Genomic DNA, 21665 nt, shown 5'->3' on the forward strand with positions numbered 1-21665 from the left:
GTCACTTCACGGCGCGGCGGCGGGCGCTCGCGACGACCTCGTCGACGACCTGCAGGAACGAGCGCACCGCCGCGCTGCGCTCGTCGCGCCGCCACACCACCGAGACCGTGAGCGGCATCGAGAGGTCGCGGATCGGGCGCGTCACGACCGACGGCGGCTTCCGATGCCGTGTCGCGCCGACCGCGAACGCCATGCCCATCCCGCCCGCGACGAGGCTCAGCACGGTCGCGTCGGTGATCGCCTCCTGCACGATCCGGATGGTCACGCCCTTCGCCTGACACTGCCCGAGGATCGCGTCCTGGTACGCCGGGCTGATCGCGCGCGGGAACCACACCATCGGCTCGCCGTCGAGCTGCTTCACCGAGACGCTGCGACAGCGCGAGAGCGGGTGCCCCTTGGGGATCGCGAGCACGACCTCGTCGCGGCTGATCGCGCGCGACGCGATGCCGCGATCTTTCGGCGGCAGGTGATAGAGGAACCCGAGGTCGATGCGCCCATCGCGCAGCGCCTGCCACTGCGCCATCGACGTCGAGGGCAGCAGCTCGAGCGCGATGCCCGGAAATCGCTGGCGAAAGCGCCGGAACACGGCGATCGGAGCGCCGTCGTACGTCGCCGTGTCGACGAACGCGACGCGCAGGTGACCGAGCTCGCCGCTCGCGACGCGCCGCGTGCGATCGACGGCGCGATCCGCCGACGCGAGCAGCTCGCGCGCGCTGCGCAGCAGCTCCTCGCCCGCCGCGGTGAGCACCACACCGCGCGGCATGCGCTCGAAGAGCGGCGCGCCGATCTCCGCCTCGAGCTCCTGGATCTGTCGGCTCAGCGGTGGCTGCGTGATGTGGAGCCGTCGCGCGGCGCGACCGACGTTCCCCTCCTCCGCGACGGCCACGAAGTAGCGCAGGTGCCGCAGCTCCATCCATACCCTCCGGGTATCGATCCGATGCGAACGATGTCTTGGACGCATCGCACGCGCCATCACCAGACTCCGCACATGGCTCGCACGATCCGGGACGCGACACCCGCGGACGCCGCGGCAATCTCGCGCATCTACAACTTCTACGTGAGGACCTCGACCTGCACGTACGCGCTCGAGGAAGAGACGCTCGACGAGCGCCACGCGTGGCTCGACGCGCACGGACCGATGCACCCGGTGCTCGTCGTGGAAGAGCAGGGCGAGATCGTCGCGTGGGGCTCGCTCTCGACGTACAACCCGCGCCGCGGCTATGCGCGCACGGTCGAGGACTCGATCTACGTGCGCGACGATCGGCGAGGGACGGGCATCGGCGGCGAGCTGCTCTCGACGTTGATCGAGCGCGCGCGAGCGCTCGGCCACCACACGATCATCGCGGGCGCGTCGGCGGACCAGGACGCGAGCATCGCGCTCCACGCCGCGCACGGGTTCGTCGAGGTCGCGCGCCTGCGCGAGGTCGGGCGCAAGTTCGACCGCTGGCTCGACGTCGTCTACCTGCAGAAGGCGCTCTGAAGCTCGTCGGTGACGCGCTCCGCGCTCTCGAGCGCGCCCTCGAGGAACCCGTGGTGCTCGCGCGCGGTCTCGGCGCCCGCCCAGTGGATCGGCCCGCACGGCGTGCGCAGCGCGGCGCCGCTCTCGCTCAGCGCGCCGGTGCCGAAGAGGCTGATCGGACAGCCGCGGCTCCACGGCTCCTCGCTCCAGTCGTGCTCGACGTACTCGACCGGGCGCAGCGCCTCCTCGCCGTACCAGCGCGCGAACCTCTCGAGCACCACGCGCCGGCGATCCGCGCGCGATCGCGCCGCGTGCTCTCGCGCGAGCGCACCCACCGAGAACCCGAGCAGCGCCGGCTGCGCGCCGTCGTGCGAGGTGTTGTCGAACGCGACGGCGAGCGGTCCCCCATCGCTCACCGCCTCGCCGGACAAGCCGCGCTCGCGCCAGAACGGGCGATCGTAGAGCGCGAGGCACTTGATCGTGCTGCCCTGGAACGCGCGCTCGAGCAGATGCGCGCGCTGCGCCGGCAGCCGTGGATCGAATTCGATCGTGCGCGCGAGCACCGGCGGCACCGCGACCACCACGCGCTCTGCGAGGTACGTGCCGCGATCGGAGTCGACCATCACGTCGCCGCCGCGCACCGAGATGCGCCGCACCGGGGTGGAGAGCCGCACCCGATCGCCGAGCGAGCTCGCGATGCGCGTCGAGATCTCCTGCGCTCCGTTCACGAAGCGCGTCTCCTGGGCGCCGCCCTGGATCTCGACGAGCGGCATGAGCCCGCCCGCCGCCTGCGCGTAGAACAAGAAGTGCAACAGCGAGATCTCGCCGAGCTCCGCGCCGAACACCACACGCGCCGAGGCCTCGAGCAGCGCGCGAACGTGCGGCGATCGGACGCGCGTGCGCGCCCACGACGCGGCGGTGCGCGAGTCGTCCTCCGCCGCGCGCGGCGACTCGTGCGGCGCGTCGGTGCGCACGGCCTTGCGGCGCGCGTCGATGCGCGAGAGCACGACCTGCAGCTCGAGCAGCGAGAGCGGATCGAGCCGCGGGATCGTGCCCTCGTAGCGCGAGAGCTTGCCCGCGAGATCGAGCACCTTCGCGCCGGTGTCGTAGGTCGGGAACGTCGCGATCCCGAGCTCGCGCACCAGCGCCTGCGCGCGCCGTTGCGAGGGGCCGATCCACTGCCCACCGAGATCGAACGTCGCCTTGCCGAGCGCGCGCGAGAGCGTGCGACCGCCCACGCGATCGCGCGCTTCGAGCACCAATACGTCGGTCTCGCCACGGCGCACGAGGAGGTCGGCGGTGCGCAGGCCGGCGAGGCCGGCGCCGATGACGAGGACACGTGCTCGGGTCGCCATGCGCGGCGAATGAAAGAGCATGCGCGCGCGCGCCGCAAGCGCCCGGTCAGGACTGGTATCCTCGACGGCGCGCATGCACTTCGGGCTCGAGCGAGGCGCGAGGATCGCACGCAAGTACCGCGTCGTGCGGGAGCTCGGGCGAGGCGCGTTCGGCGTCGTGTTCGAGGCCGAGAACGAGGCGACCGAGCGACGCGTCGCGATCAAGCTGCTCGCCGCGCCCGAGCACGACGAGGCCGCGACGGCGCGCTTCCTCCGCGAGGCGCGCCACACCGCGCGCCTGGTGCATCCGAACGTCGTCACGGTGCTCGACGCGGATCGCGATCTCGATCGTGGCTGGCTCTATCTCGTGCAGGAGCTCCTCGTCGGCGAGGACCTGATGACGTGCCTGCGACGTCGAGGGCCCCTGCCGCCGGCGCAAGCCGCGCAGCTGCTCGTGCCGGTGATGGACGCGCTCTCTGCGGCGCACGGCGCGGGGCTCGTGCATCGCGACGTGAAGCCGTCGAACATCCATCTCGCGTCGCGCGGTCGCGGCTCGGACGAGATCGTGCCGAAGCTGATCGACTTCGGGCTCACGAAGTCGTTCGAGCAGGACGACGGCGACTACACCGCGACCGGTCTCGTCGTCGGCACGCCGAGCCACATGTCGCCCGAGCAGCTCGTCGCGCCCAAGGAGGTCGGCCCGCAGACCGACGTCTGGTCGATGGGCGTCGTCTGGTACCAGGCGCTCTCGGGACGTCTTCCGTTCGAGGGAGATCGCGTCGCGGACGTCGCGTTCCGGATCGTCGAAGGGCGTCCTCCTCCGCTCGCGAGCCGCGCGCCTTCCGCGCCTTCGGCGCTCGCCGCGGCGATCGATCGCGCGCTGCTGCGCGAGCGCGACCGTCGCTGGGCGACGATGGACGAGCTGCGCGACGCGATCGAGCGCGCGCTGCGCGCTTGGAACCCGATCGCCCCGTCGATCGACGTGCCGCTCGACGAGCTCGAGCCCGAGCCGTTCGACGAGGCCGAGCCCACGATGTTCGCGCGTCGCGGCGCGCGCATCCAAGCCGCGATCGCCGCGCGCGCCGGTCGCCTGCGGCTCGGGCTCGTCGCGAGCAAGGAGCGCGACCTCTCGCCGCAGACCGCGCTCGCGCTCGGCGCGCACCTCGGCGTCGAGATCACGCTGCTGCGCCACGCGAGCCACGCGGATCTGGTCGAGGCGCTCGACGTGGGCGAGCTCGATCTCGCCTGGCTCTCGCCGGTCGCGTTCGCCCGCGCGCACCGGGACGACATCGCGCGCGGTCTCGCGTGCGTGGAGCTCGACGACGCGGACGACTACGCAAGCGTGCTCGTCGGGGATCGCGCGCGCGCCGCGCGTCTCGAGCGGTTCGCGCTGACGGGGACGCGCGCGGCGTGGGTCGATCGCTGGTCCGCCGCGGGCTATGCGATGCCGCGCGTCGTGCTGCGCGCAGCGGGCATCGAGCCCGAGCAGACGTTCCTCGAGCAGCGCTTCGTCGGCTCGTACGACGCCGCGCTCGCGGCGCTGCGCGAGGGCAGCGCGGACGTCGCCGGCATGTACGCGTACCTCGATCGCAGCGGGCGCATCGCGTCGCACGGCGCTGCGGGCGATCGCTCGCTGGTCGTGCTCGCGACGAGCGACCCGATTCCGTCCGACGTCGTCGCGGCGCGCGTCGATCTCGACGATCGCGAAGTGCGCGCGCTGATCGCGCGCCTCGAGCACGCGCGGCTCGCGCCTTCGGATCCACTGCGCGAAGCGACCGGCGCGTCCTCGTTCGCGACGTTCCGCGCCGCGCGCTACGAGGCGCTCGCGAGCGCGCTCGAGGGCGACGAATCGATGACGGGCAGCTAGACTCCGCCCGCATGTCCGTCTTCCTCGATGCGTGCCGCGGCAAGCCCACTCCCTACACGCCCGTGTGGCTCATGCGACAGGCGGGGAGGTACCAACCGTCGTACCGCGCGATCCGCGAGAAGGTCTCGTTCCTCGAGCTCTGCCACGACCCCGATCTGTGCGCGCAGGTCGCGCTCCGCGCGGTCGACGATCTCGGGGTCGACGCGGCCATCGTGTTCGCGGACATCCTGCTCGTGCTCGAGCCGCTCGGCATCGGCTTCGAGTTCACGAAGGACGACGGCCCGCGCATCGAGCGGCCGGTGCGCCTCGCGTCGGACGTCGATCGTGTCTCGCCGTCGATCGATGCGAACGCGTCGCTCGGCTACGTGATGGAGTCGGTGCGCCGCACCAAGAAGGCGCTCGCGGGGCGCGTGCCGCTGATCGGGTTCTCGGGCGCGCCGTTCACGCTCGCGTCGTACGTCATCGAGGGCGGCGGCTCGCGCGAGTACTCGCAGACCAAGCGCTTCATGTACGCCGACGAGGGCGCGTGGCACGAGCTGATGAAGCGCCTCTCGGGCGCGATCACCTCGTACCTCGTCGCGCAGATCGATGCGGGTGCGGAGGCGATCCAGCTCTTCGACTCGTGGGTCGGCGCGCTCGGGCCCGACGACTACGCGCGCTACGTGCAGCCGCACGTCGCGTCGATCTTCGCAGCGCTCGGTGATCGCGTGCCCGCGATCCACTTCGGCACCGGCAACCCCGCGCTCTATCCGCTCATGAAGCAGGCGGGCGGTCACGTGATCGGCCTCGATCAGCGGTGCGAGCTGGGCTCGACGTGGCGCGCGCTCGGCGACGTCGCGGTGCAGGGCAACATGGATCCGATCGCGCTGCTCGCGCCCCGCGAGGTGATGATCGAGAAGGCGAACGCGGTGTTGCGCGCGGCGGGTGGCCGCCCTGGTCACGTGTTCAACCTCGGCCACGGCGTGGTCCCGCAGGTCGATCTCGCGCAGGCGCGCGCGCTCGTCGATCACGTCCACGAGGCGAGCTCGCGATGACGCCGAACGGCGCGCGGCGGGTGATCGTCGTCGGCGCCGGGATCAGCGGCCTCGCGGCCGCGTTCCGAGTGCTCGAGCAAGATCCGTCGATCGAGCTCGAGATCCTCGAGGGCAGCGCGCGCCCGGGCGGATGGCTGCGCACCGAGGAGCGCGACGGGTTCGTGATCGAGCTCGGGCCCGACTCGATCCTCACCGAGAAGCCGCACGCGCTCGCGCTCGTGAGGCGGCTCGGCATCGAGGATCGTGTGGTGTCGACGAACACCGCGAAGCGCGGCGCGTACGTCGTGTCGGGCGGGCGCTTGGTGCGCATCCCCGAGGGCTTCTCGATGATGGCGCCGGTCGATCCGTTCGCGTTCCTCGCGTCGGAGGTCGTGTCGTCGGGCGCGAAGGTGCGCGCCGGGCTCGAGGTGGTCGTGCCTCCGCGCCGCGCGCCCGAGGGCGAGGAGAGCCTCGCGCGCTTCGTGCGCCGCCGCTTCGGCGCGGAGATGCTCGAGCGGCTCGCGCAGCCGATGATCTCGGGCATCTACGGCAGCGACGCCGAGGTGCTCTCGCTCGAGGCGACGATGCCGCGCTTCACCCGCATGGAGCGCGAGCGCGGGAGCGTGACCCGCGCGCTGCGCGCGGCCGCGTCGAGCGCGAAGAAGAGCGACGCGGCGAGCGGCGCGCGCTACGGGCTCTTCATCGGCTTCGATCGCGGCATGCAGGTGATGATCGACGCGCTGGTGCGCGCGATCGGGCCGCGGCTCCGCACGAATACGCCGGTGCGCGCGATCGAGCGCGGAGGGCAGGGCTGGCGCGTGGTGCTCGAGTCGGGCGAGACGCGGTCGTGCGACGCGGTGGTGCTCGCGGTCGCGTCGCATCGCATCGCGTCGATGCTGCGCGGCGTCGACGGTGTGCTCGCGGACGGGCTCGAGGCGATCCCCCACGGCTCGGCCGCGACGGTCACGTTCGCGTGGCGCGAGAGCGAGGTGCCCCACGCGCTCGACGCGTTCGGCTTCGTGGTGCCTGCCGTCGAGCGTCGATCGATCCTCGCGTCGACGTGGGCGAGCACGAAGTGGCCGGACCGTGCGCCCGCGGGATGGGCGTTGATCCGCGTGTTCGTCGGCGGTCTCCACGATCCCGACGCCGCCGATCGCGACGACGACGCGCTGGTGCGCAGCGCACGGCGCGAGCTGCGCGCGCTCATGGGCATCGAGGCGAGCCCGGCGTTCACCAAGGTGATGCGCTACCCGCGCGCGATGCCGCTCTACCAAGTCGGGCACCTCGCGCGCGTCGAGGCGATCGAAGCGCGCGCGTCGCGTCACGACCGTCTCGGGCTCGCGGGCAACGGCATGCGCGGCGTCGGCATCCCCGACGCGATCGCGAGCGGCGAGCGCGCGGCGGATCGCGTGCTCGCGTCGGTGCGCGGCGCGTGAGCTTCTGGCGTCGTCTCTTCGCGCGTCGCGACGTCGCGCTCGAGGAGGCGCGCGCCGCGATCGAGCGTGGCGCGCACGACGAGGCGTGGACCGCGGCGCTGCGATCGACGAGCGTCGACGCGCGCCGCATCGCGTCACGCGCGGCGCGTGCGCGCGGGAGCATCGAGCTCGCGGTGCGCCTCGATCGCGCCGCCGACGACCCCGCGGACACCGAGCGCCTCTTCGATCTCGCGGGCGCGCTCGCGCGCAGCGGCGAGCTCGGCGCGGCGATCACGACGCTCGAGGACGCGCTCGCGATGTCGCCGTTCGACGCGGTCCTGCGCTCGGAGCTCGCGATCCTGCTCGCGCGCGCGGCGCGCCCCGCGGAGAGCGCCGCCACGCTCGCCCTCCATCCGTGCCTCGCCGACGATCCCGGCGCGCTCTTCCAGTTCGCGTGGAGCAGCCTGCTCGCGGGCGATCGCGGCGCGGCGCGCGAGTGCGTCCCGCAGCTCGCGGAGCACGACGCCGCGCGCCCGCTCGCGAACGTGCTCGCGGCCGCCCTCGATCGCGCCGACGCGGTGCCTCCTCCACGCGACCTGCGCGACTGGCTCTTCGTCGAGCACGGCGCGCTGCTGCTGGACGCGAGCGCGCCGCGCGCGCCGCTCGATCCGGATCACGTCGCGCGCGTGCTCACGCCGAGCGTCGTCGCCGCGCTCGACGCGGTCGGCGATCGCCCGCGCCGCATCATCGTGGCCGACGACGATCGCGCGCACGCGACCGAGCTCGCGAAGCGCCTCGACGTCGAGCTCGTGACCGCGCGCGCCGGGATCCCCGAAGGACTGCTCGTCGTGCGCGACGCGCGCGAGCTCGAGCCGCTCCTCGCGCACGTCGCGGTCCATGCCTCCGTGCGCACGCTGGCATGGACGCTCGACACCGCGCGCTGCGCGCTCGTCGCCGATCTCGTCGGCACGATCCTCCACCGCACGGCGAGCGCGCCCGAGCTCGCTCCGGCGCTCGATCTCGAACGCTACGTCACGGTGCGCGCCGCGCGGCTGCCGCCCGCCGTCGCGCGCACCGCGCGCCCGTTCGCGCCCGACGCGCCGCTCGCGTGGTGAGCTCGCGCGCGGCTCAGAAGTGCAGACCGACCTGCACGAAGCCGCGTCCCTGCGCGCCGATCGCGTCCCCGTCCTCCGTCGGACAGAACTCGTTGGGCGGGCACTCGAGCGAGTTGATCGGCTGCCGCGTCATGTTCAGGACGTCGAGGCCCCCGCCGATGCCGAGCGTCAGCCACCACGTGATGAAGAAGTCGAGCCCGACCGCGCCGTTGAGCATCCAGCCGTACACGGTCGTGTCGCTCTCTCGCGCGTCCTCGTAGTTCGCGCTGCCCATCCACGCGTAGCCCGCGCCGACGCGGATCCACGGCTCGATGATCGGCGTCGGCAGGCGGAACTGCACCTCGCCGCCGACCGTGCCGATCTCGAACCCCGGATAGCTCGCGAGCGTCGCGCGCGCGCCCAGCGCGAGGAAGAAGATGCGGAAGCCGAGCCCGACGCCGACCATCGGCCCCACGCCCGTGACCTCTTCGAACCCGTCGACGGTCGTGCCGTCGGGCGCGCTGAAGTTGTCCTGCTGGAACGCGATCAGATCGACGTACGAGACGCCGCCCTCCACCTCGAGCCAGATGAAGTCGGCCTTGCGCCCGTCGTCCTCTTCGTTGACGGGCAGCTCCTCTTCGGCCTCGGCCGGAGCACGCTCACGCACCGGCGCGGTCGTGGGATCGCCACCGCGCGTGATCGTCGCGGTCGAGCCGCTCGTCTCGGACCGCGCGTGCTCGGTGCGCGCCGGCGGGGGCGGGCTCGTCGTCGCGGGAGCGCTCGTCGTCGTCCCGGCTTGCTGCGCCTCGGCGATCGCTGGGTCCAGGCTCGGCAGCAGCACCATCGCGAGCAGGACCAGAGCGAAGAAGCTCGAGCGCATGAAGTCTCCTTGGCAGTCGCGGAGATCCGCTCCCCGCGACGAAGCTACGAGGGGGCGTTCTCGCCGTCGCCGTCGTCGTCGTCCGGAAGCGCGCTCGGGCCCGCGATGCGGTACGAGCCGTCGAGCCAGTTGCCGAGGTCGATCAGCTTGCACCGCGCGGAGCAGAACGGATGCGTCGGGCTCTTGTCCGGCGCCGACGACGGCAACGCGCGATGACAGATGGGACAGCTCGGGGTCATCGAAGAACGCGGCCCGATCGTAGCACGCCCTCGCGGAGGCGATCCTCGCACGGCGAGCGACCCGCCTTTGATAGACTCCCGCGTCGATGAGTTCGACGGAGAGCCAGCCGTCCCCCGCCCCCGCGCTCGAGGTGATGGCTGCGGCCGACAAGGACATCGGCGGTCGCGAGCACGACGAGGACGGTTTCCTGCTGCGCCCCGATCTCGCGCTGTTCGCGGTCGCCGACGGCGCGGGCGGAGAGAACGCGGGCAACGTCGCGAGCAGCATCGCGCTCGCGAGCCTCGCGCGTCACTTCGAGGCCACCCAGAAGAGCGCGCGCACCACCCAGACCTTCGATCGGCTCGGCCTGCCGCTGCTCGCGCGGCGCCTCTCCGCGGGCATCCACCGCGCGAGCCGCGAGGTCCTCGAGATCGCGCGCTCCGCCGATCGCTATCGCGGCATGGGCACGACGATCGTCGCGCTCGCGCCCGACCTCGAGACCGCCGTGCTGCACGTCGCGCACGTCGGCGACTCGCGCTGTTATCGCCTGCGCGCGGGGCGTCTCGAGCTGCTCACGCAGGATCACTCGCTCGCGCAGGACGTGCTCGAGCTCACGCCCGAGATCGACGACGAGAAGGCGGCGAAGCTCCCGCAGAACGTGATCACGCGCGCGCTCGGGATGAGCGAGACGGTGCGCGTCTCGGTGCGCTCGTTCGATCTCGCGCTCGGCGACGTGTTCGTGCTCTGCACCGACGGCCTGACCGACGTGCTCTCCGACGAGGACATCGCGGAGACGCTGCTGACCACGAACAGCGTGCGCGGTCAGGTCTCGGCGCTGCTCGCGCGCGCGAAGGCCGCGCCTGCCGACGACAACGTCGCGATCGCCGTGGTGCGCTTCGACGCGCTCCCCGGTGCGCTCGCGGTGCCCAAGCGCCACGCGACGCGCCCGCACCCGACGCGCCCGCCGAGCGGCGCGCCCCCGCGCGCGACGTTGCCCGGCGACAGCTGGCACGACCCCGAGATCGTCGTGCTCGAGAACGAGCCCGACGACGACGAGCCCGCGCTCCACATCGTGCCCGCGAGCGTCCCGCCCGGCATGCTCGACGCGCTCCACGACGTGGTCCTCCCACGTCCTCGTCCGCGCAAGCGCTTCCCGAGGCCCGAGCCGCAGGGCGGCGAGCCGCGCGCGAGAGCCGACGAAGACGCGCAGGACGCCGAGCCGCCCGCGCTCACGCTCGTCGACGACGACGACGAGTGATGCGCGCGGTCGTCGTCGCGGGGCGATGTGCCATGATGCCGACCCCGTGACCCGCACCCTCGTCGACATCCCGAGCACGCTCCTCGATCCACGCACCGGCGCGCCCGCGTGGGGCAGCTATCGCGGCGCGTTCCGCCGCACCGAGCTCGCGTCGCTCTCGCGCGATCGCTTCGAGCGGCTCGCGACGGAGAAGCGCTGGTTCTGGGGCTCGATCACGCAGCCCGATCGCATGATCGCGTTCGCGATCGTCGACCTCGGCTACGCGGCGAGCGCGTTCACGTTCGTCTGGGAAGCGGGGCGCGGGCTGGTCGTCGATCGCTCGCTCGTCGGCGTGCCGCGCATCTGTCGCGTGCGCTCGACGAAGGACGCGCGCATCGACGCGCGCTTCGTCCACCCGCGCGGCTCGCTGCGGGTGCTCGCGCGAGACGGAGAGCCCGGCATCGAGGTCGCGATCGAGCTGCCCGATCTCGAGGTGCACGCGACGCTCGACGAGCGCGGCGCGCCGCCCTCGCTCACCGCGGTCGCCCCGGTCCCGCGCGGCGTGGTGAACACCACCGAGAAGCGCGCGCTCATGGGCGTGCGCGGCGCGGCGCTGATCGCGGGACGGCGCGTCTCGCTCGACGACGCGCTCGGCGGATACGACCACACGCACGGCCTGCTCGCGCGGCGCACCCAGTGGAACTGGGCGTTCGCGATGGGCCGCGCGCAGAGCGGCGAGCGCGTCGCGTTCAACCTCGTGCAGGGCTTCGTCGGCGAGCCCGAGTGCGCGCTGTGGATCGACGGCGCGCTCGTGCCGCTGCCCGAGGGGCGCTTCGAATTCGATCGCGACGCGTACCAGCGCGCGTGGCGCATCACGACGCCGGACGGCGCGGTCGATCTCGCGTTCGACGTCTCCGGCATCCACCGCGAGGACCTCGATCTGCGCCTCGTGAAGTCGCGCTTCGTGCAGCCCTCCGGGACGTTCCGCGGGTCGCTGCGCAGCGGCGATCGCAGGCTCGTGATCGAGAACGTCCCCGGCGTGGTCGAGGACCAAGACGTCCTCTGGTGAGCACCGAGAGCGCCTGCATCCCTGTGGTACACCTTCGGCGCTCATGGATGTCGTCAAGCCGCTCCCGCTGACGCGCGACGAGCTGCCGGAGTCGCTGAGGCGCTTCGGCGATCCGCAGGCACCGACGCCCGCGCGCACGATGGCGGCGCGCGGCGTGGTCCCGCTCAAGGGCGGCGATCTCGTGATGCTGCTCCTGCAGCTCGCGAGCGATCCCGCGCCCGAGATCGCCGAGAGCGCGCGCGGCACGCTCGAGAAGCTCCCGCCCGAGGTGCTCGACGCGGCGTGCGACGCGCCGATGCCCGCGTCGTTCCTCGACGCGCTCGCGGATCGCGTCGTGGAGAGCGCCGATCGCCTCGAGCGCATCGTCGCGAACGACGCGACCGCCGACGCGACCGTCGCGCGCATCGCGCGCACGTGCCCCGAGCGGGTGTGCGAGCGCATCGCGATCAACGAGCAGCGCGTGCTCGGCGCGCCCGCGATCATCGAGGCGCTCTACAAGAACCGCAGCACGCGCATGTCGACGGTCGATCGTCTCGTCGAGCTCGCGGCGCGCCACGGCGTCGAGCTCGAGGGCGTGCACACGTACCAGGCGCACGTCGAGGCGATCCAGGGGCAGCTGCTCCCCGAGCCGAGCGACGAGCCGCTCCCCGGCGATCAGCTGTTCGGCGAGGCGCTCTCCGAGGATCGCGACGCCGAGGCGATCGATCAGGACGCGGTCGAGGGCACCGAGGCGGTGAAGGACGAGTTCCGCCCGCTCTCGCTGCGCATCGCGCAGATGACGCTGCAGGAGAAGCTGCGCCTCACGCTGGTCGGCAACGCCGCGGCGCGCGCGCTCCTCGTGCGCGACTCGAACCGCATCGTCGCGATGGCCGCGATCGCCTCGCCGATGACGACCGAGGCGGAGGCCTCGGGCATCGCGAACAGCCGCCAGGTGCCCGAGGAAGTGTTGCGCTTCATCGGCAACAAGCGCGAGTGGCTCGGCAACTACGAGGTCAAGAAGGCGCTCGTGTTCAACCCGAAGACGCCGGTCGGCATCGCGATGAAGTTCCTGTCGCACCTGCAGATCGGCGACCTGCGCACGCTCGCGCGGAGCCGAGGAGTCTCCGCCGCGGTGAAGACCGCGGCTGCGCAGCGCGTCGCGAAGAAGGGCAGTTGATATGTCGTTCCTCAAGCGGATGTTCGGTGGTGCGAGCGCGGAGGACGAGCGTCGCGAGGGCGATCGTCTCTGGGACGCGAAGGACTTCTTCCAAGCGCGCCAGGCGTACGAGCGCGCGCTCGAGAAGGCGAAGGGCGCGAGCGAGCTGCGCGAGCACTGCGAGGCGCGCCTCGTCGCGTGCGCGGACGCGATGGCCGAGGCCCGCATCGAGGAGGCCGAGGCGCTGCGCCGCGACGGTCAGATCGAGATCGCGCGCGGTGAGCTCGCGACCGCGATCGATCTCGCGCGCAGCCCGAAGGTGCGCGAGCGCGCGCGGCGCGCGATGGAGATGCTCGAGCGTCGCGACGCCGTGGAGCAGGCGACCGCGGTGCCCGAGCTCACCGACGACGAGCGCTGGGCGGTGATCGCGGGCAACTGGGACGAGGCGCAGCTCGAGGAGCTCGACGCGCACGGCGAGGAAGCTCGCGCCGCGATCCTCGCGGTCCACGCGGTCGCCGACGAGAGCGACGTCGAGCAGCAGAAGGTGCGCGCGAAGAGCGCGCGCGCGGTGCTCGAGCGGCTCGTCGAGTCGTCGTCGTCCGACGCGGTCTATCTGTGGCTCGAGGTCGGGCGCGCGCGCCTGATCGACGGAGACGAAGAGGGCGGCGCGAAGGCGCTCGGCGCGTTCCTCGAGCGCGTGGGCGACGAGGGCAACCCCGACGCGCGCCTCGCCGCGCACGTCGCGCTCGCTGCGCTCGCGGACAAGCAGGGCGACGAGGAGAAGGCGATCGACTGGCTGCAGAAGGGCATCGACGTGATGCCCGGCGATCCGCGCCCGTTCCTGCAGCTCGGCGTGTACCTGCGTCAGAAAGGCCACGCAGAAGAGGCCGTCGAGGTGCTCGAGACCGCGATCGAGCTGATGGACGAGGATCGCCCGAGCTGGGAGGCGTACCAGGAGCTCGGCCTCGCGAAGCGCGACGCGGGCCACGACGCCGAGGCGATCGATCTGCTCGAGAAGGTGCTGCGCTTCTTCGTGTCGCGCTCGCGCCTCGACTTCCCCGCTTCGACGGCGCGCCCGCTCGCCGAGCTGCACGAGAAGGCGGGCCGCCTCGAGCGCGCCGCCGATCTCTATCGCAGCCTCGCGAACGGCAGCGATCGCGCGAATCACCTCGCGTACCACCGCGACGCAGCGCGCGTGCTGACCGAGCTCGGCCTGCTCGCCGAAGCGCGTCGCATGCTCACGCGCGCGGCCGCGCTCGCGGAGGGCCAGCCCGAGATCCTCGCCGACGTCGAGGCGAAGATCGCGAAGCTCGACGAGCAGCTCGGGTGAGCGAGTGCCACCGTGGCACTGGCGGCGCGACGAGGTTCTGAGATGCGCATCCGATGGGGCCCGCTCGCGATCGCGACGTGTGGCGCGCTGGGCGCGGCGCTCGCGGCGTCGCTCGGGCTGTGGGAGCCGGGGTGGGGCGTCGCGGCGGCGTTCCCGCTGCTCGTGCTCACGCTCGCGGCGGGCGTGGTGCGCGATCCCGACGGGCCCGAGGTGCACCTCTTCCTCGGCGCGGCGATGGCGTTCACCGCGGGCTTCCTGATCGTCGGCGTCGCGCTCGGCACGAGCGAGCTCGATCGCCTCGCGACGCGCGCGAGCGCAGGCGCGGAGCAGATCGTCGCCGACGAGGTCTCGCGCATGCGCGAGAGCACGCGACCGAAGTGGATCGTGATCGGCAGCGCGCTCCCGATCGGCGCGGCCGCGCTCCTCTGGCGACGACGCGCGCTGCGACGATCGCGCTGAGTTCCGCTCTCGTCGGACCGCTGCACGCTCAGCGATCGAGGGTGCCGGAGCCCACGTCTCTCGATCTATGCTCGTGCGATGTCCGAAGCCGCGGTGCGCACCGAGGACGAGGCGCTGTCCTCCGCAGAGGTCCCGAGCACGACGAGCTCGGTCGGCTCGCGCACGGCGGCGACCGCCGAGGCTGCGCTGCGCAGCGTGAGCGGCGGGCTGCAAGAAGCGACGCGTCGTTTCGACGCCGAGCGCGAGGACTGGCAGCGCTTCCTCGCGCGCTCCGAGCTGCCCGACGTACGCGGCGAGGATCCGATCGCGGAGCTCGCGGTGCGCGTCGATCGCGAGGCGGACTTCTGGCGCAGCGTCGCGGTGCGCGCGATGCGTCCCGGCGCGTCGCGCAGCATCGCGATCGGCGCGACGCTCGTCGGGCTCACCGGTGGTCTCGGGCTCTCGCTGCTCGGCGGTATCCGCGGTCTCTTCGGCACCGATGCGACCGCGGGGCAGCTGTGGGCGGCGGCGGGCGCGCTCGCGCTCGGTGTCGCGCTCGCGCTGGCCGCGGCAGCGTGGCTCGATCGCACGGCGGCGCGCGCAGCGGGCGAGGCGCTCGCGCGCGCCGATGCGGCCGAGAAGCGCCTGCAGCGCATCGCCGCGCTGCTCGCGCTGCGGCGCGCCGACGCGAGCGCGTTCCGCGACGCGCTGGAGCGCCTCGAGCGAGGCTGAGCGGGGCTCTTCGCGAGCCTGCTGTGCTAAGGTCGCTTCGCGATGCAGATCCGGGGGATCACGAAGACGGACTACGACCACGTCGTGTCGGTCCTCGATCGTTGGTGGGGCGGCCCATCGCGCGAGCAGGCGCACCCGATCTTCTTCTACGAGCTCGGCGAGCACGCGCTGATCGCGGACGACGAGGGCGAGGTCATCGGCTTCCTGCTCGGGTTCCTCGCGCCGAGCGCGGGCGGCGACGTGCCGCACACCGCGTACGTGCACCTCGTCGGCATCCATCCCGAGCACCGTCGTCGCGGCGTGGGCAAGCGCCTCTACGAAGTGTTCGTCGACCGCGCGCGCCAGGCGGGCGCCCGGCGCGTGAAGGCGATCACGAACGTGGGCAACGAGGGCTCGATCGAGTTCCACCGCGCGCTGGGCTTCTCGGTGGTCGAAGATCACGACTACGCGGGCCCGAACCGCACGCGCGTCGTGTTCACGAAAGAGCTCTGAGCTTCCCCGGGGGCTCCGCCCCCTGTCGACCCCGGCCGCTTCGCGCTGCGCGCGGGGCTCCAGCCCCGCTTGCTTCTCGCTCGCGAGCGCTGCCTGGGGCGCGAGGGCCGCACTCGCCCGGCGAACCGTCGCGCACGCCCGCGCCGTCCCACTCGTACGCGCCCTCGCGCTCGCGGCGCCATCGCACGCGCACGCGGCGCCGCACTCGCACTCGCACGCCGCCCTCACCCTCGCACCCGCCGTCGCCCCCGCACCCGCCGTCGCACTCGCACCCGCCGTCGCCCCCGCACCCGCCGTCGCCCCCGCACTCGCCTTCCGCGCTTGGATCCGCGGGCGTCGCGGACTAGCATCCGCGTCGAGCGGGGAGATAGATCGGACCATGTCCTATTCCGGTGCGAGCACGGCGCGCCAAGCGCGCGAGAACCTCAGCAAGGCGCTGGCCGCCCTCCAGGAGGATCCGAACATCCCGCCCGACGTGCTCGCCGTCGCGCAGAACATCGCGCAAGCGGTCGGCGCGCTCTTCGAGGCGGAGCGCGCGTCGTCCGAGCCCGACGGCAAGGCGAGCGTGAAGAGCGCGCTCGGCTTCGTCAGCCAGACGCTCGCGCTCCTCCAGGAAGTTCGCGGCCAGCACGCCGGCGTGGGTACCGCGACCGAGGCGATCGCGCAGACGCTCTCGATGCTCTTCCCGCTGAGCACGCAGCCCTCGCGCGTCCCGCCGCCGAGCGCGCAGTCGCAGCAGCCCGCGTACGCGCCGCCCCCCGCCGCGGTGCCCGTGGTGACCGGCTCGCCGATCACCGACGCGAACACGACGATGCGCGACGAGGTCGCGCCCTCGCACGGCGCCGGCTTCACCGCGCCCATCCCCGCGCAGCAACCGCCCGCTGCGCAGGCTCCCGCGCAAGGCGGGTTCACGCCGCCCGTCGCCGCGCCCCGCACGTCCGCGCCGGCGCCCGCCGAGCCGAGCTATCGCGGCGACGTCCCGCGCGAGTCGCTCGAGGTCAACATCGGCGCGACCACGGAGTCGAACTTCTACGTCGGCTTCTCCGGCGAGATCGCCGAGGGCGGCGTGTTCGCGGCGACGTACAACATCTTCCCGCGCGGAACGAAGGTGCGCGCGCTCATCACGCTGCCCGGCAACTTCGAGCACACGATCCTCGGCACCGTGCGCTTCGTGCGCGACCCGATGGACATGATGTCGGAGAGCGAGCCCGGCATGGGCATCCAGTTCGAGTCGCTCGATCACGAGGCGCGCGAGCTGATCCTGCGCTTCATCCGCAAGCGCCCGCCGATGTTCTACGACGAGTGATCCGCGCTTGAGCGATCGAGCGCGGCGCAAGGAGCTCCGGAAGGCCGGTGTCGCGGCAGCCCGTGACGCCCGCGCCGTGCTCGCCGAGGCCATCGCGCTGCTCGACGCCGAGGTCGCGTCCACCGAGCTCGGCCGCGCGATCGCGCAGCGCGTGACCGTCGCGGTCGCCGCGCTCTATCGCGCGGAGATCGGCGAGCCCGAGGCGGTGCGCGATCGACTCGTCGACGCCGCGACGGTGCTCGGCGACGCGCTCGGAGCGCTGCACGCGCCGGGCGCGACGACGCTGCTCGATCGCGCCGGCCCGCTGGTCGCGCGCAGCCTCGCGACCATCCATCCGGCGCGCGCCGAGCTCGAGCGTGCGCTGCGCGAGGTGCCGCCGAGCCAGACGCCGCCCTCGGCCGCGCCATCGTCGCGCGCCGGATCGAGCGACGCGAAGGAGCGCCGCACCGCGCCGCGCGTGCGCATCGAGGGCGCGATCGGCGCGCAGAGCGGCGCGACGTTCGTCGCGGGCGAGGCGAGCGATCTCTCGACCGGTGGGCTCTTCGTCGCGACCGGCGATCCACTTCCGATCGGCACCGAGCTCACGCTCGGGCTCCTGCTGCCCGACGGGCATCGCGTGGTGGTCGACGCGGTCGTGAGCTGGGTGCGCGGTCCGCACGACGGACGCGCCGAGGGCATGGGCGTGCGCTTCCTGCGCGTGTCGCGCGAGGACGCGGCCGCGATCTCGCGCCACGCCGAGTAGCTACGCGAGGATCTCGTCCTGCGGCGCCGTGCCGTCGGGCGACTTCACCGCGTGGCTCAGCGCGATCACCTCGACCAGCACGGCGCGGTAGATGTGATCGAACGCTTCGAGATCGGGATCCTCGCCCGCCTGCGAGAGCGCCTGCTCGAGATGGTGCTGCACGAAGTGCAGGAGCACGGGCTGACCCATCGCGACGACGTCGTCGCTCTCCATCACCTCGGCGGGATCGTTCGCGCGCAGCTCCTCGTCGGCGGCGAGCGTGTCGATCGCGAGCTTCAGGCTCGTCTCGTCGACCTCGGTGAGGCGCGTCGGGAACGCCTCGCGGAACGCCATGTAGACGGTGACCACGAGGAAGTAGCCGAGCGACTGCGCGAGATCGTCGGTGCGGCTCGACACCTGCTCGCCGAGCCACGTCGCGAGCGCTGGCTGCTTGCGATCCATCTCGCGATAGGTCGCGTCGAGCATCTCCTGCAGCTCTTCGCCCTCTTCGCCGAGCTGTTCTTCGACGCCGGAGATGGCGACCTCGTCCACCACCGCGTGGCGTGGAACGGGACGCAGCGCGGCCTTGAGCACGAAGCGCACGGAGGCAGCATAGCGCGCTCGTCGCTCGGCGCGCCCCTCGATCTTCCGCGGTGTTCGGGAGGGGGCGTCCGACACCCTCCCGCGACGTCACAGCCGCTCGCGCTTCTTGAGCTCGCGCTCGACGCGCGCCGCTGCTTCGGCTGCGATCTCCTCGGCCTCGCTCGTCTCGACGCGGACCTTCGGTCCGCGCTTCGCGACGATCTCGCGGAACACGTAGTGGACGATCCCGTCCGCATCGACCTCGACCGCGACGCGCGCACCGTCCGCCATCGCGGTGAGCGTCGCGTCCGCTTCTTCGAGCCCGAGGTGCAGCTCCTTCGCGACGTCCGTCGCGGTGAGCTCGCCCCCGCGCAGCTCCGCGAGCCCGAGGATGCGCCGCTCGAGCTGCTTCTTGCGTCGCTCGCGCGCTCGCGTCTCCACGCGCGCCGCCTGGCTCATCGCGGTGATCCCGCTGATCCCGAGCGCCGCCGCGACGACCATCATCAGCACGATCGGCGCGCCCGGCGCGACGAAGCCCGCCGCGCCCGCGACGAGGCCCGCCGCGACCAGCAGCACGCCCGCGAGGCGCACCAGCCGCGCCATCGCGCGGCTCGCAGGATCGACGCCGCCGACCGTGAGCTGCTCGACGCGCGACGGGCCCTCGTCACCGAGCACCGTCGTGCCCGGGCCCACCTGCCGCGCGCCGCCGCACGCGACGCACACGTAGCCCGCGCCCTTGCGCCGCACCGCCGCGATCGCGTTGCAGTGCGGGCAGCGGTTCGCCTCACCGAACACGCGCCCACAGCCCGGACATCGCGCCGCGCCCGCGGGGACCGCGGTGCCGCACGTCGGGCACTTGCTGGGCGCGTCGCTCATCCGCTCAACGCACGACGACGCCGGTCGCGTCGATCGACAGCGACGACGCCGTCGCGAGCGCGCCCTCCGACTCGAGGTGCGCGCGCATGTCGGGGCTGAGCGCCTGCACCGCGACGCGTCCTTCGATCGTCGCCGCGCGCCCCGCGACGTCGCGCGGGAGGAAGAACGCGTGGCCCGCCATCGGCACGCGCACCGCGGGCGCGTTCTCGCCGCGCAGCTCCATCCAGCAGCCCATCGCCTGGCAGACGCGCTCGATCGTGCCCTCGGTGCGCACGACCTGGCCCGCGTAGCGATCGGGGCTCGCCGTGATCTCGGAGAGCGCGACCAGCGGCGCCTCGCCCAGCTCCGCGCCGAAGAGCCGCGCGCCGTCGTCCATCACGCGCGTCGGGCGCGGACCGCTCGGCGCAGCCTCCGCGTGATGCGGCGCGCCCTCCGCGTGGTGCGCGGGCGCTTCGTGATGCGCCTCGTGCTGCTCGCCCGTGCCCTCGAACTGCGGCTCGTTGCCGCCGCATCCGGTCATCGCCAGCGCGATCACCGCCGCGCTCACCACACCACCGCGCATCGCTCTCCTCGTTCTCACGCGTCGCAGACGCCGAGCAGCTTGTTCATGCTCGCTTCGTCCGCCGGCGTGAACTCGTACTGATCGAACTCGTCCGACGTGACCCAGCGGTACGCGTGCACCGCGAGCGCCTGGAGATCCGCCGGGCCTCTCCCCGCGGCGTCGGGACGGATGGTGCACTCGTAGAGCGTCAGCTCCACGCGGTAGTGCTCGTAGTCCCAGACCGTCTCCGAGATCCACTCGCCCACCTCGGAGTCGACGCCCAGGCGCTCGAGCAGCTCGCGCCGCAGCGCTTCGCTGTCGGTCTCGCCCGCCTCGACCTTTCCGCCGGGGAACTCCCAGAGCAGCGGGAGCACCGCGTTCGGCCTTCGCTGCGTGATCAGATAGCGACCGTTGCGCTCGACGACGGCAGCGACGACGCGGATGGTTCTGCGCGGCTCGGACATGCGTTCTCGACGTCTCGGAGGCTCGACCGTCGGCGCCGGGCGAGACGGGCGGGTATACCACTTCCGTGCGCTTCCTGTACCTCGGGCTGCCGCTCGGCGCGACCGTGCTGCTCCGCGCGGGCCACGTCCCGGTCGCGTGCGTGATCGGGCACCCCGACGCGCCCGGCATGCCCCGGCTGCGCCGGAGGCTCCCGCGCGAGACGCTGCTCCTCGGGCGTCCTTCGCTCTCCGATCCCGCGGTGCGCGATGCGCTCCTCGGCACGCGCTACGACGCGCTGCTCTCGTGGTTCTGGCCCAAGCGCATCCCGGTCGAGCTGCTCGAGGCCGCGCCGCGCGGCGCGTTCGGCGTGCATCCCTCGCTCCTGCCGCGATGGCGCGGGCCCGATCCGTACTTCCACGCGATCGCCGCGGGCGATCCGATCACCGGCGTGTCGCTCCACCGGCTCGAGGCCGAGTACGACACCGGCGCGGTCATCGCGCGCGTGAGCGTGCCGATCCGCGACGACGACACCGCGTGGACGCTCGCGCGGCGCCTCGATCGGCCCTCGCTCGGGCTGCTCGTGACCTGCGCCGACGTGCTCGACGCGGGGCTCTCGCTGCCCGGCGAGCCGCAGGATCCCGCGCTCGTCACCGAGGCGCCGCCGCCCGACGAGGACGACCTCGCGCTGCGCTTCGCCGACGACGACGCCGACGCGCTCTGCCGTCGCGTGCGCGCCGCCGCGCCCGAGCCCGGCGCGAGCGCGCTGCTCGAGGAGACGCTCGTCACCGTGCAGCGCGCCCGCCCGTGGCGCGGCGCGTTCCCGAGCGCGCTCCGCGCCGGCGAGGCGTTCGTCGCGCCCGAGGGCGTCGTGGTGCGCGCGAAGGAGGGCGGCGTGCTGCTCGAGCGGGTGCGCGTCGAGGACGACGACGAGGTCCTCGAGGGCAGCGCGATCGCCGACCTCCTCTCCCCGTGACCGCTGTCGATGCGCTCCATGCGTGCGTGCAAGCGGGGCTGGGGCCCCGCGCGCAGCGTTCGGGGAGAGGGGCCCCGATCCGGCTTTGCCGGTCGGGGGGAGGGGGCTTCCAAGACCCCTCCCGAAAACACAGCGTCAGCGCGTCGCGGGGTAGGTCGAGACGACGCGCTTCTCGGGGCGCTCGACCGAGAGCACGGGGCTCGTCACGAGATCGCGCCCGCCCGCGTGGAAGAAGATCGACTCGCCGACGCCCGGCTGGCCCAGGTTCGGCAGGATCCCTCCGGCGCGCGTGAATTTCAGCCCACCGTGCACGCGCTGGCGCAGCGCGAGGTGCCCGCGCAGCCACTCGCCGCTGCGGCGATCGCGCACCGCCACGCAGACGTCGCGACGGACGTGGTACTCGGTGTTGCGCGTCACGAAGACCTTGTGGATACGACGCTCGGCCTGGAGCATGGCGGACGACCTCCTGAGCACCTCCGAGACTACGCATCCCACATCACCCCACCAA

24 protein-coding genes are annotated in these 21665 nt (G+C 72.9%); 15 read left to right on the plus strand and 9 right to left on the minus strand.

Translation table 11 applies throughout. From position 1 onward, the window contains the following. Window position 1: 1 nt before the first annotated feature. The gene (locus DB32_RS14260) at window positions 2-913 is read right to left on the minus strand and encodes a LysR family transcriptional regulator (protein ID WP_053233006.1); all 912 of its coding nucleotides are present in this window, start codon (window positions 911-913) and stop codon (window positions 2-4) included. 75 nt (window positions 914-988) lie between these two features. Here DB32_RS14260 and DB32_RS14265 point away from each other — a divergent pair, with 75 nt between their 5' ends. Then, a complete protein-coding gene (locus tag DB32_RS14265) occupies window positions 989-1480 on the plus strand; it encodes a GNAT family N-acetyltransferase (protein ID WP_053233007.1) in 492 nt (163 codons plus the stop codon). Here DB32_RS14265 and DB32_RS14270 read toward each other — a convergent pair. Beyond that, on the minus strand, window positions 1459-2814 hold the full coding sequence (locus tag DB32_RS14270; RefSeq protein ID WP_053233008.1) for a flavin monoamine oxidase family protein: 1356 nt from the start codon (window positions 2812-2814) through the stop codon (window positions 1459-1461). The genes DB32_RS14265 and DB32_RS14270 overlap by 22 nt on opposite strands. Before the next feature lie 73 nt (window positions 2815-2887). On the opposite strand from DB32_RS14270, the gene DB32_RS14275 reads away from it, so the two are divergent. Genes DB32_RS14275 through DB32_RS14290 form a run of 4 tightly spaced genes read left to right on the plus strand, consistent with a single transcriptional unit; the run spans window position 2888 to window position 8203 of the window. Continuing rightward, the gene (locus tag DB32_RS14275; RefSeq protein WP_053233009.1) at window positions 2888-4660 is read left to right on the plus strand and encodes a serine/threonine-protein kinase; all 1773 of its coding nucleotides are present in this window, start codon (window positions 2888-2890) and stop codon (window positions 4658-4660) included. Window positions 4661-4671: 11 nt separating this feature from the next. Continuing rightward, window positions 4672-5694, plus strand: coding sequence for a uroporphyrinogen decarboxylase (hemE, locus tag DB32_RS14280; RefSeq protein ID WP_053233010.1), 1023 nt, complete (start codon window positions 4672-4674; stop codon window positions 5692-5694). Next, window positions 5691-7109 (plus strand): protoporphyrinogen oxidase, encoded by a 1419-nt coding sequence (hemG, locus tag DB32_RS14285; protein WP_053233011.1) that lies wholly within the window; start codon window positions 5691-5693, stop codon window positions 7107-7109. Before hemE ends, hemG begins: the two co-directional genes overlap by 4 nt. Continuing rightward, on the plus strand, window positions 7106-8203 hold the full coding sequence (locus tag DB32_RS14290; RefSeq protein ID WP_053233012.1) for a hypothetical protein: 1098 nt from the start codon (window positions 7106-7108) through the stop codon (window positions 8201-8203). The genes hemG and DB32_RS14290 overlap by 4 nt, the downstream gene beginning before the upstream one ends. Before the next feature lie 13 nt (window positions 8204-8216). Here the strand turns inward: DB32_RS14290 and DB32_RS14295 are convergent, their stop codons facing one another. Together DB32_RS14295 and DB32_RS14300 are read right to left on the minus strand one after the other, a co-directional pair. After that, the gene (locus tag DB32_RS14295; protein WP_053233013.1) at window positions 8217-9062 is read right to left on the minus strand and encodes a hypothetical protein; all 846 of its coding nucleotides are present in this window, start codon (window positions 9060-9062) and stop codon (window positions 8217-8219) included. A gap of 44 nt (window positions 9063-9106) precedes the next feature. Beyond that, on the minus strand, window positions 9107-9301 hold the full coding sequence (locus DB32_RS14300; protein WP_053233014.1) for a DNA gyrase inhibitor YacG: 195 nt from the start codon (window positions 9299-9301) through the stop codon (window positions 9107-9109). 86 nt (window positions 9302-9387) lie between these two features. Between DB32_RS14300 and DB32_RS14305 the strand changes: the two genes are divergently transcribed. From DB32_RS14305 to DB32_RS14345, 9 genes are all read left to right on the plus strand, one after another. Further along, window positions 9388-10539 (plus strand): PP2C family protein-serine/threonine phosphatase, encoded by a 1152-nt coding sequence (locus DB32_RS14305; protein ID WP_083457379.1) that lies wholly within the window; start codon window positions 9388-9390, stop codon window positions 10537-10539. 46 nt (window positions 10540-10585) lie between these two features. Then, complete coding sequence (locus DB32_RS14310) at window positions 10586-11587, plus strand: DUF2804 domain-containing protein (protein WP_053233016.1); 1002 nt, start codon at window positions 10586-10588, stop codon at window positions 11585-11587. A 43-nt stretch (window positions 11588-11630) separates the two neighbouring features. After that, entirely contained in the window at window positions 11631-12743 is a 1113-nt protein-coding gene (locus DB32_RS14315) for a hypothetical protein (RefSeq protein WP_053233017.1), read from the plus strand. A gap of 1 nt (window position 12744) precedes the next feature. Continuing rightward, window positions 12745-14052, plus strand: coding sequence for a tetratricopeptide repeat protein (locus DB32_RS14320; RefSeq protein WP_053233018.1), 1308 nt, complete (start codon window positions 12745-12747; stop codon window positions 14050-14052). A 42-nt stretch (window positions 14053-14094) separates the two neighbouring features. Then, window positions 14095-14511 carry a hypothetical protein gene (locus DB32_RS14325; RefSeq protein WP_053233019.1) on the plus strand — a complete coding sequence of 139 codons (417 nt, stop codon included), beginning with the start codon at window positions 14095-14097 and terminating at the stop codon, window positions 14509-14511. 78 nt (window positions 14512-14589) lie between these two features. Continuing rightward, entirely contained in the window at window positions 14590-15222 is a 633-nt protein-coding gene (locus DB32_RS14330) for a hypothetical protein (RefSeq protein WP_053233020.1), read from the plus strand. Between the two features lie 42 nt (window positions 15223-15264). Further along, entirely contained in the window at window positions 15265-15714 is a 450-nt protein-coding gene (locus tag DB32_RS14335) for a GNAT family N-acetyltransferase (protein WP_053233021.1), read from the plus strand. Window positions 15715-16093: 379 nt separating this feature from the next. Next, the gene (locus tag DB32_RS14340; RefSeq protein ID WP_053233022.1) at window positions 16094-17020 is read left to right on the plus strand and encodes a PilZ domain-containing protein; all 927 of its coding nucleotides are present in this window, start codon (window positions 16094-16096) and stop codon (window positions 17018-17020) included. A gap of 7 nt (window positions 17021-17027) precedes the next feature. Next, window positions 17028-17762, plus strand: coding sequence for a TIGR02266 family protein (locus DB32_RS14345; RefSeq protein ID WP_083457380.1), 735 nt, complete (start codon window positions 17028-17030; stop codon window positions 17760-17762). Here the strand turns inward: DB32_RS14345 and DB32_RS14350 are convergent, their stop codons facing one another. From DB32_RS14350 to DB32_RS14365, 4 genes are all read right to left on the minus strand, one after another. Next, window positions 17763-18344: a hypothetical protein gene (locus DB32_RS14350; RefSeq protein WP_053233024.1), complete on the minus strand. Its 582-nt coding sequence runs from the start codon at window positions 18342-18344 to the stop codon at window positions 17763-17765. 87 nt (window positions 18345-18431) lie between these two features. Further along, window positions 18432-19199: a zinc ribbon domain-containing protein gene (locus tag DB32_RS14355; RefSeq protein WP_053233025.1), complete on the minus strand. Its 768-nt coding sequence runs from the start codon at window positions 19197-19199 to the stop codon at window positions 18432-18434. A 4-nt stretch (window positions 19200-19203) separates the two neighbouring features. Further along, the gene (locus tag DB32_RS14360) at window positions 19204-19761 is read right to left on the minus strand and encodes a DUF4920 domain-containing protein (protein ID WP_083457381.1); all 558 of its coding nucleotides are present in this window, start codon (window positions 19759-19761) and stop codon (window positions 19204-19206) included. 14 nt (window positions 19762-19775) lie between these two features. Further along, complete coding sequence (locus DB32_RS14365) at window positions 19776-20204, minus strand: (deoxy)nucleoside triphosphate pyrophosphohydrolase (protein WP_053233027.1); 429 nt, start codon at window positions 20202-20204, stop codon at window positions 19776-19778. A 65-nt stretch (window positions 20205-20269) separates the two neighbouring features. On the opposite strand from DB32_RS14365, the gene DB32_RS14370 reads away from it, so the two are divergent. Continuing rightward, window positions 20270-21157 (plus strand): methionyl-tRNA formyltransferase, encoded by an 888-nt coding sequence (locus DB32_RS14370; protein WP_053233028.1) that lies wholly within the window; start codon window positions 20270-20272, stop codon window positions 21155-21157. Between the two features lie 135 nt (window positions 21158-21292). Here DB32_RS14370 and DB32_RS48190 read toward each other — a convergent pair whose 3' ends face one another. After that, a complete protein-coding gene (locus DB32_RS48190; RefSeq protein WP_053233029.1) occupies window positions 21293-21610 on the minus strand; it encodes a hypothetical protein in 318 nt (105 codons plus the stop codon). Between the last annotated feature and the right edge of the window lie 55 nt (window positions 21611-21665).

This window comes from Sandaracinus amylolyticus, assembly GCF_000737325.1.
GTDB lineage: Bacteria > Myxococcota_A > Polyangia > Polyangiales > Sandaracinaceae > Sandaracinus > Sandaracinus amylolyticus.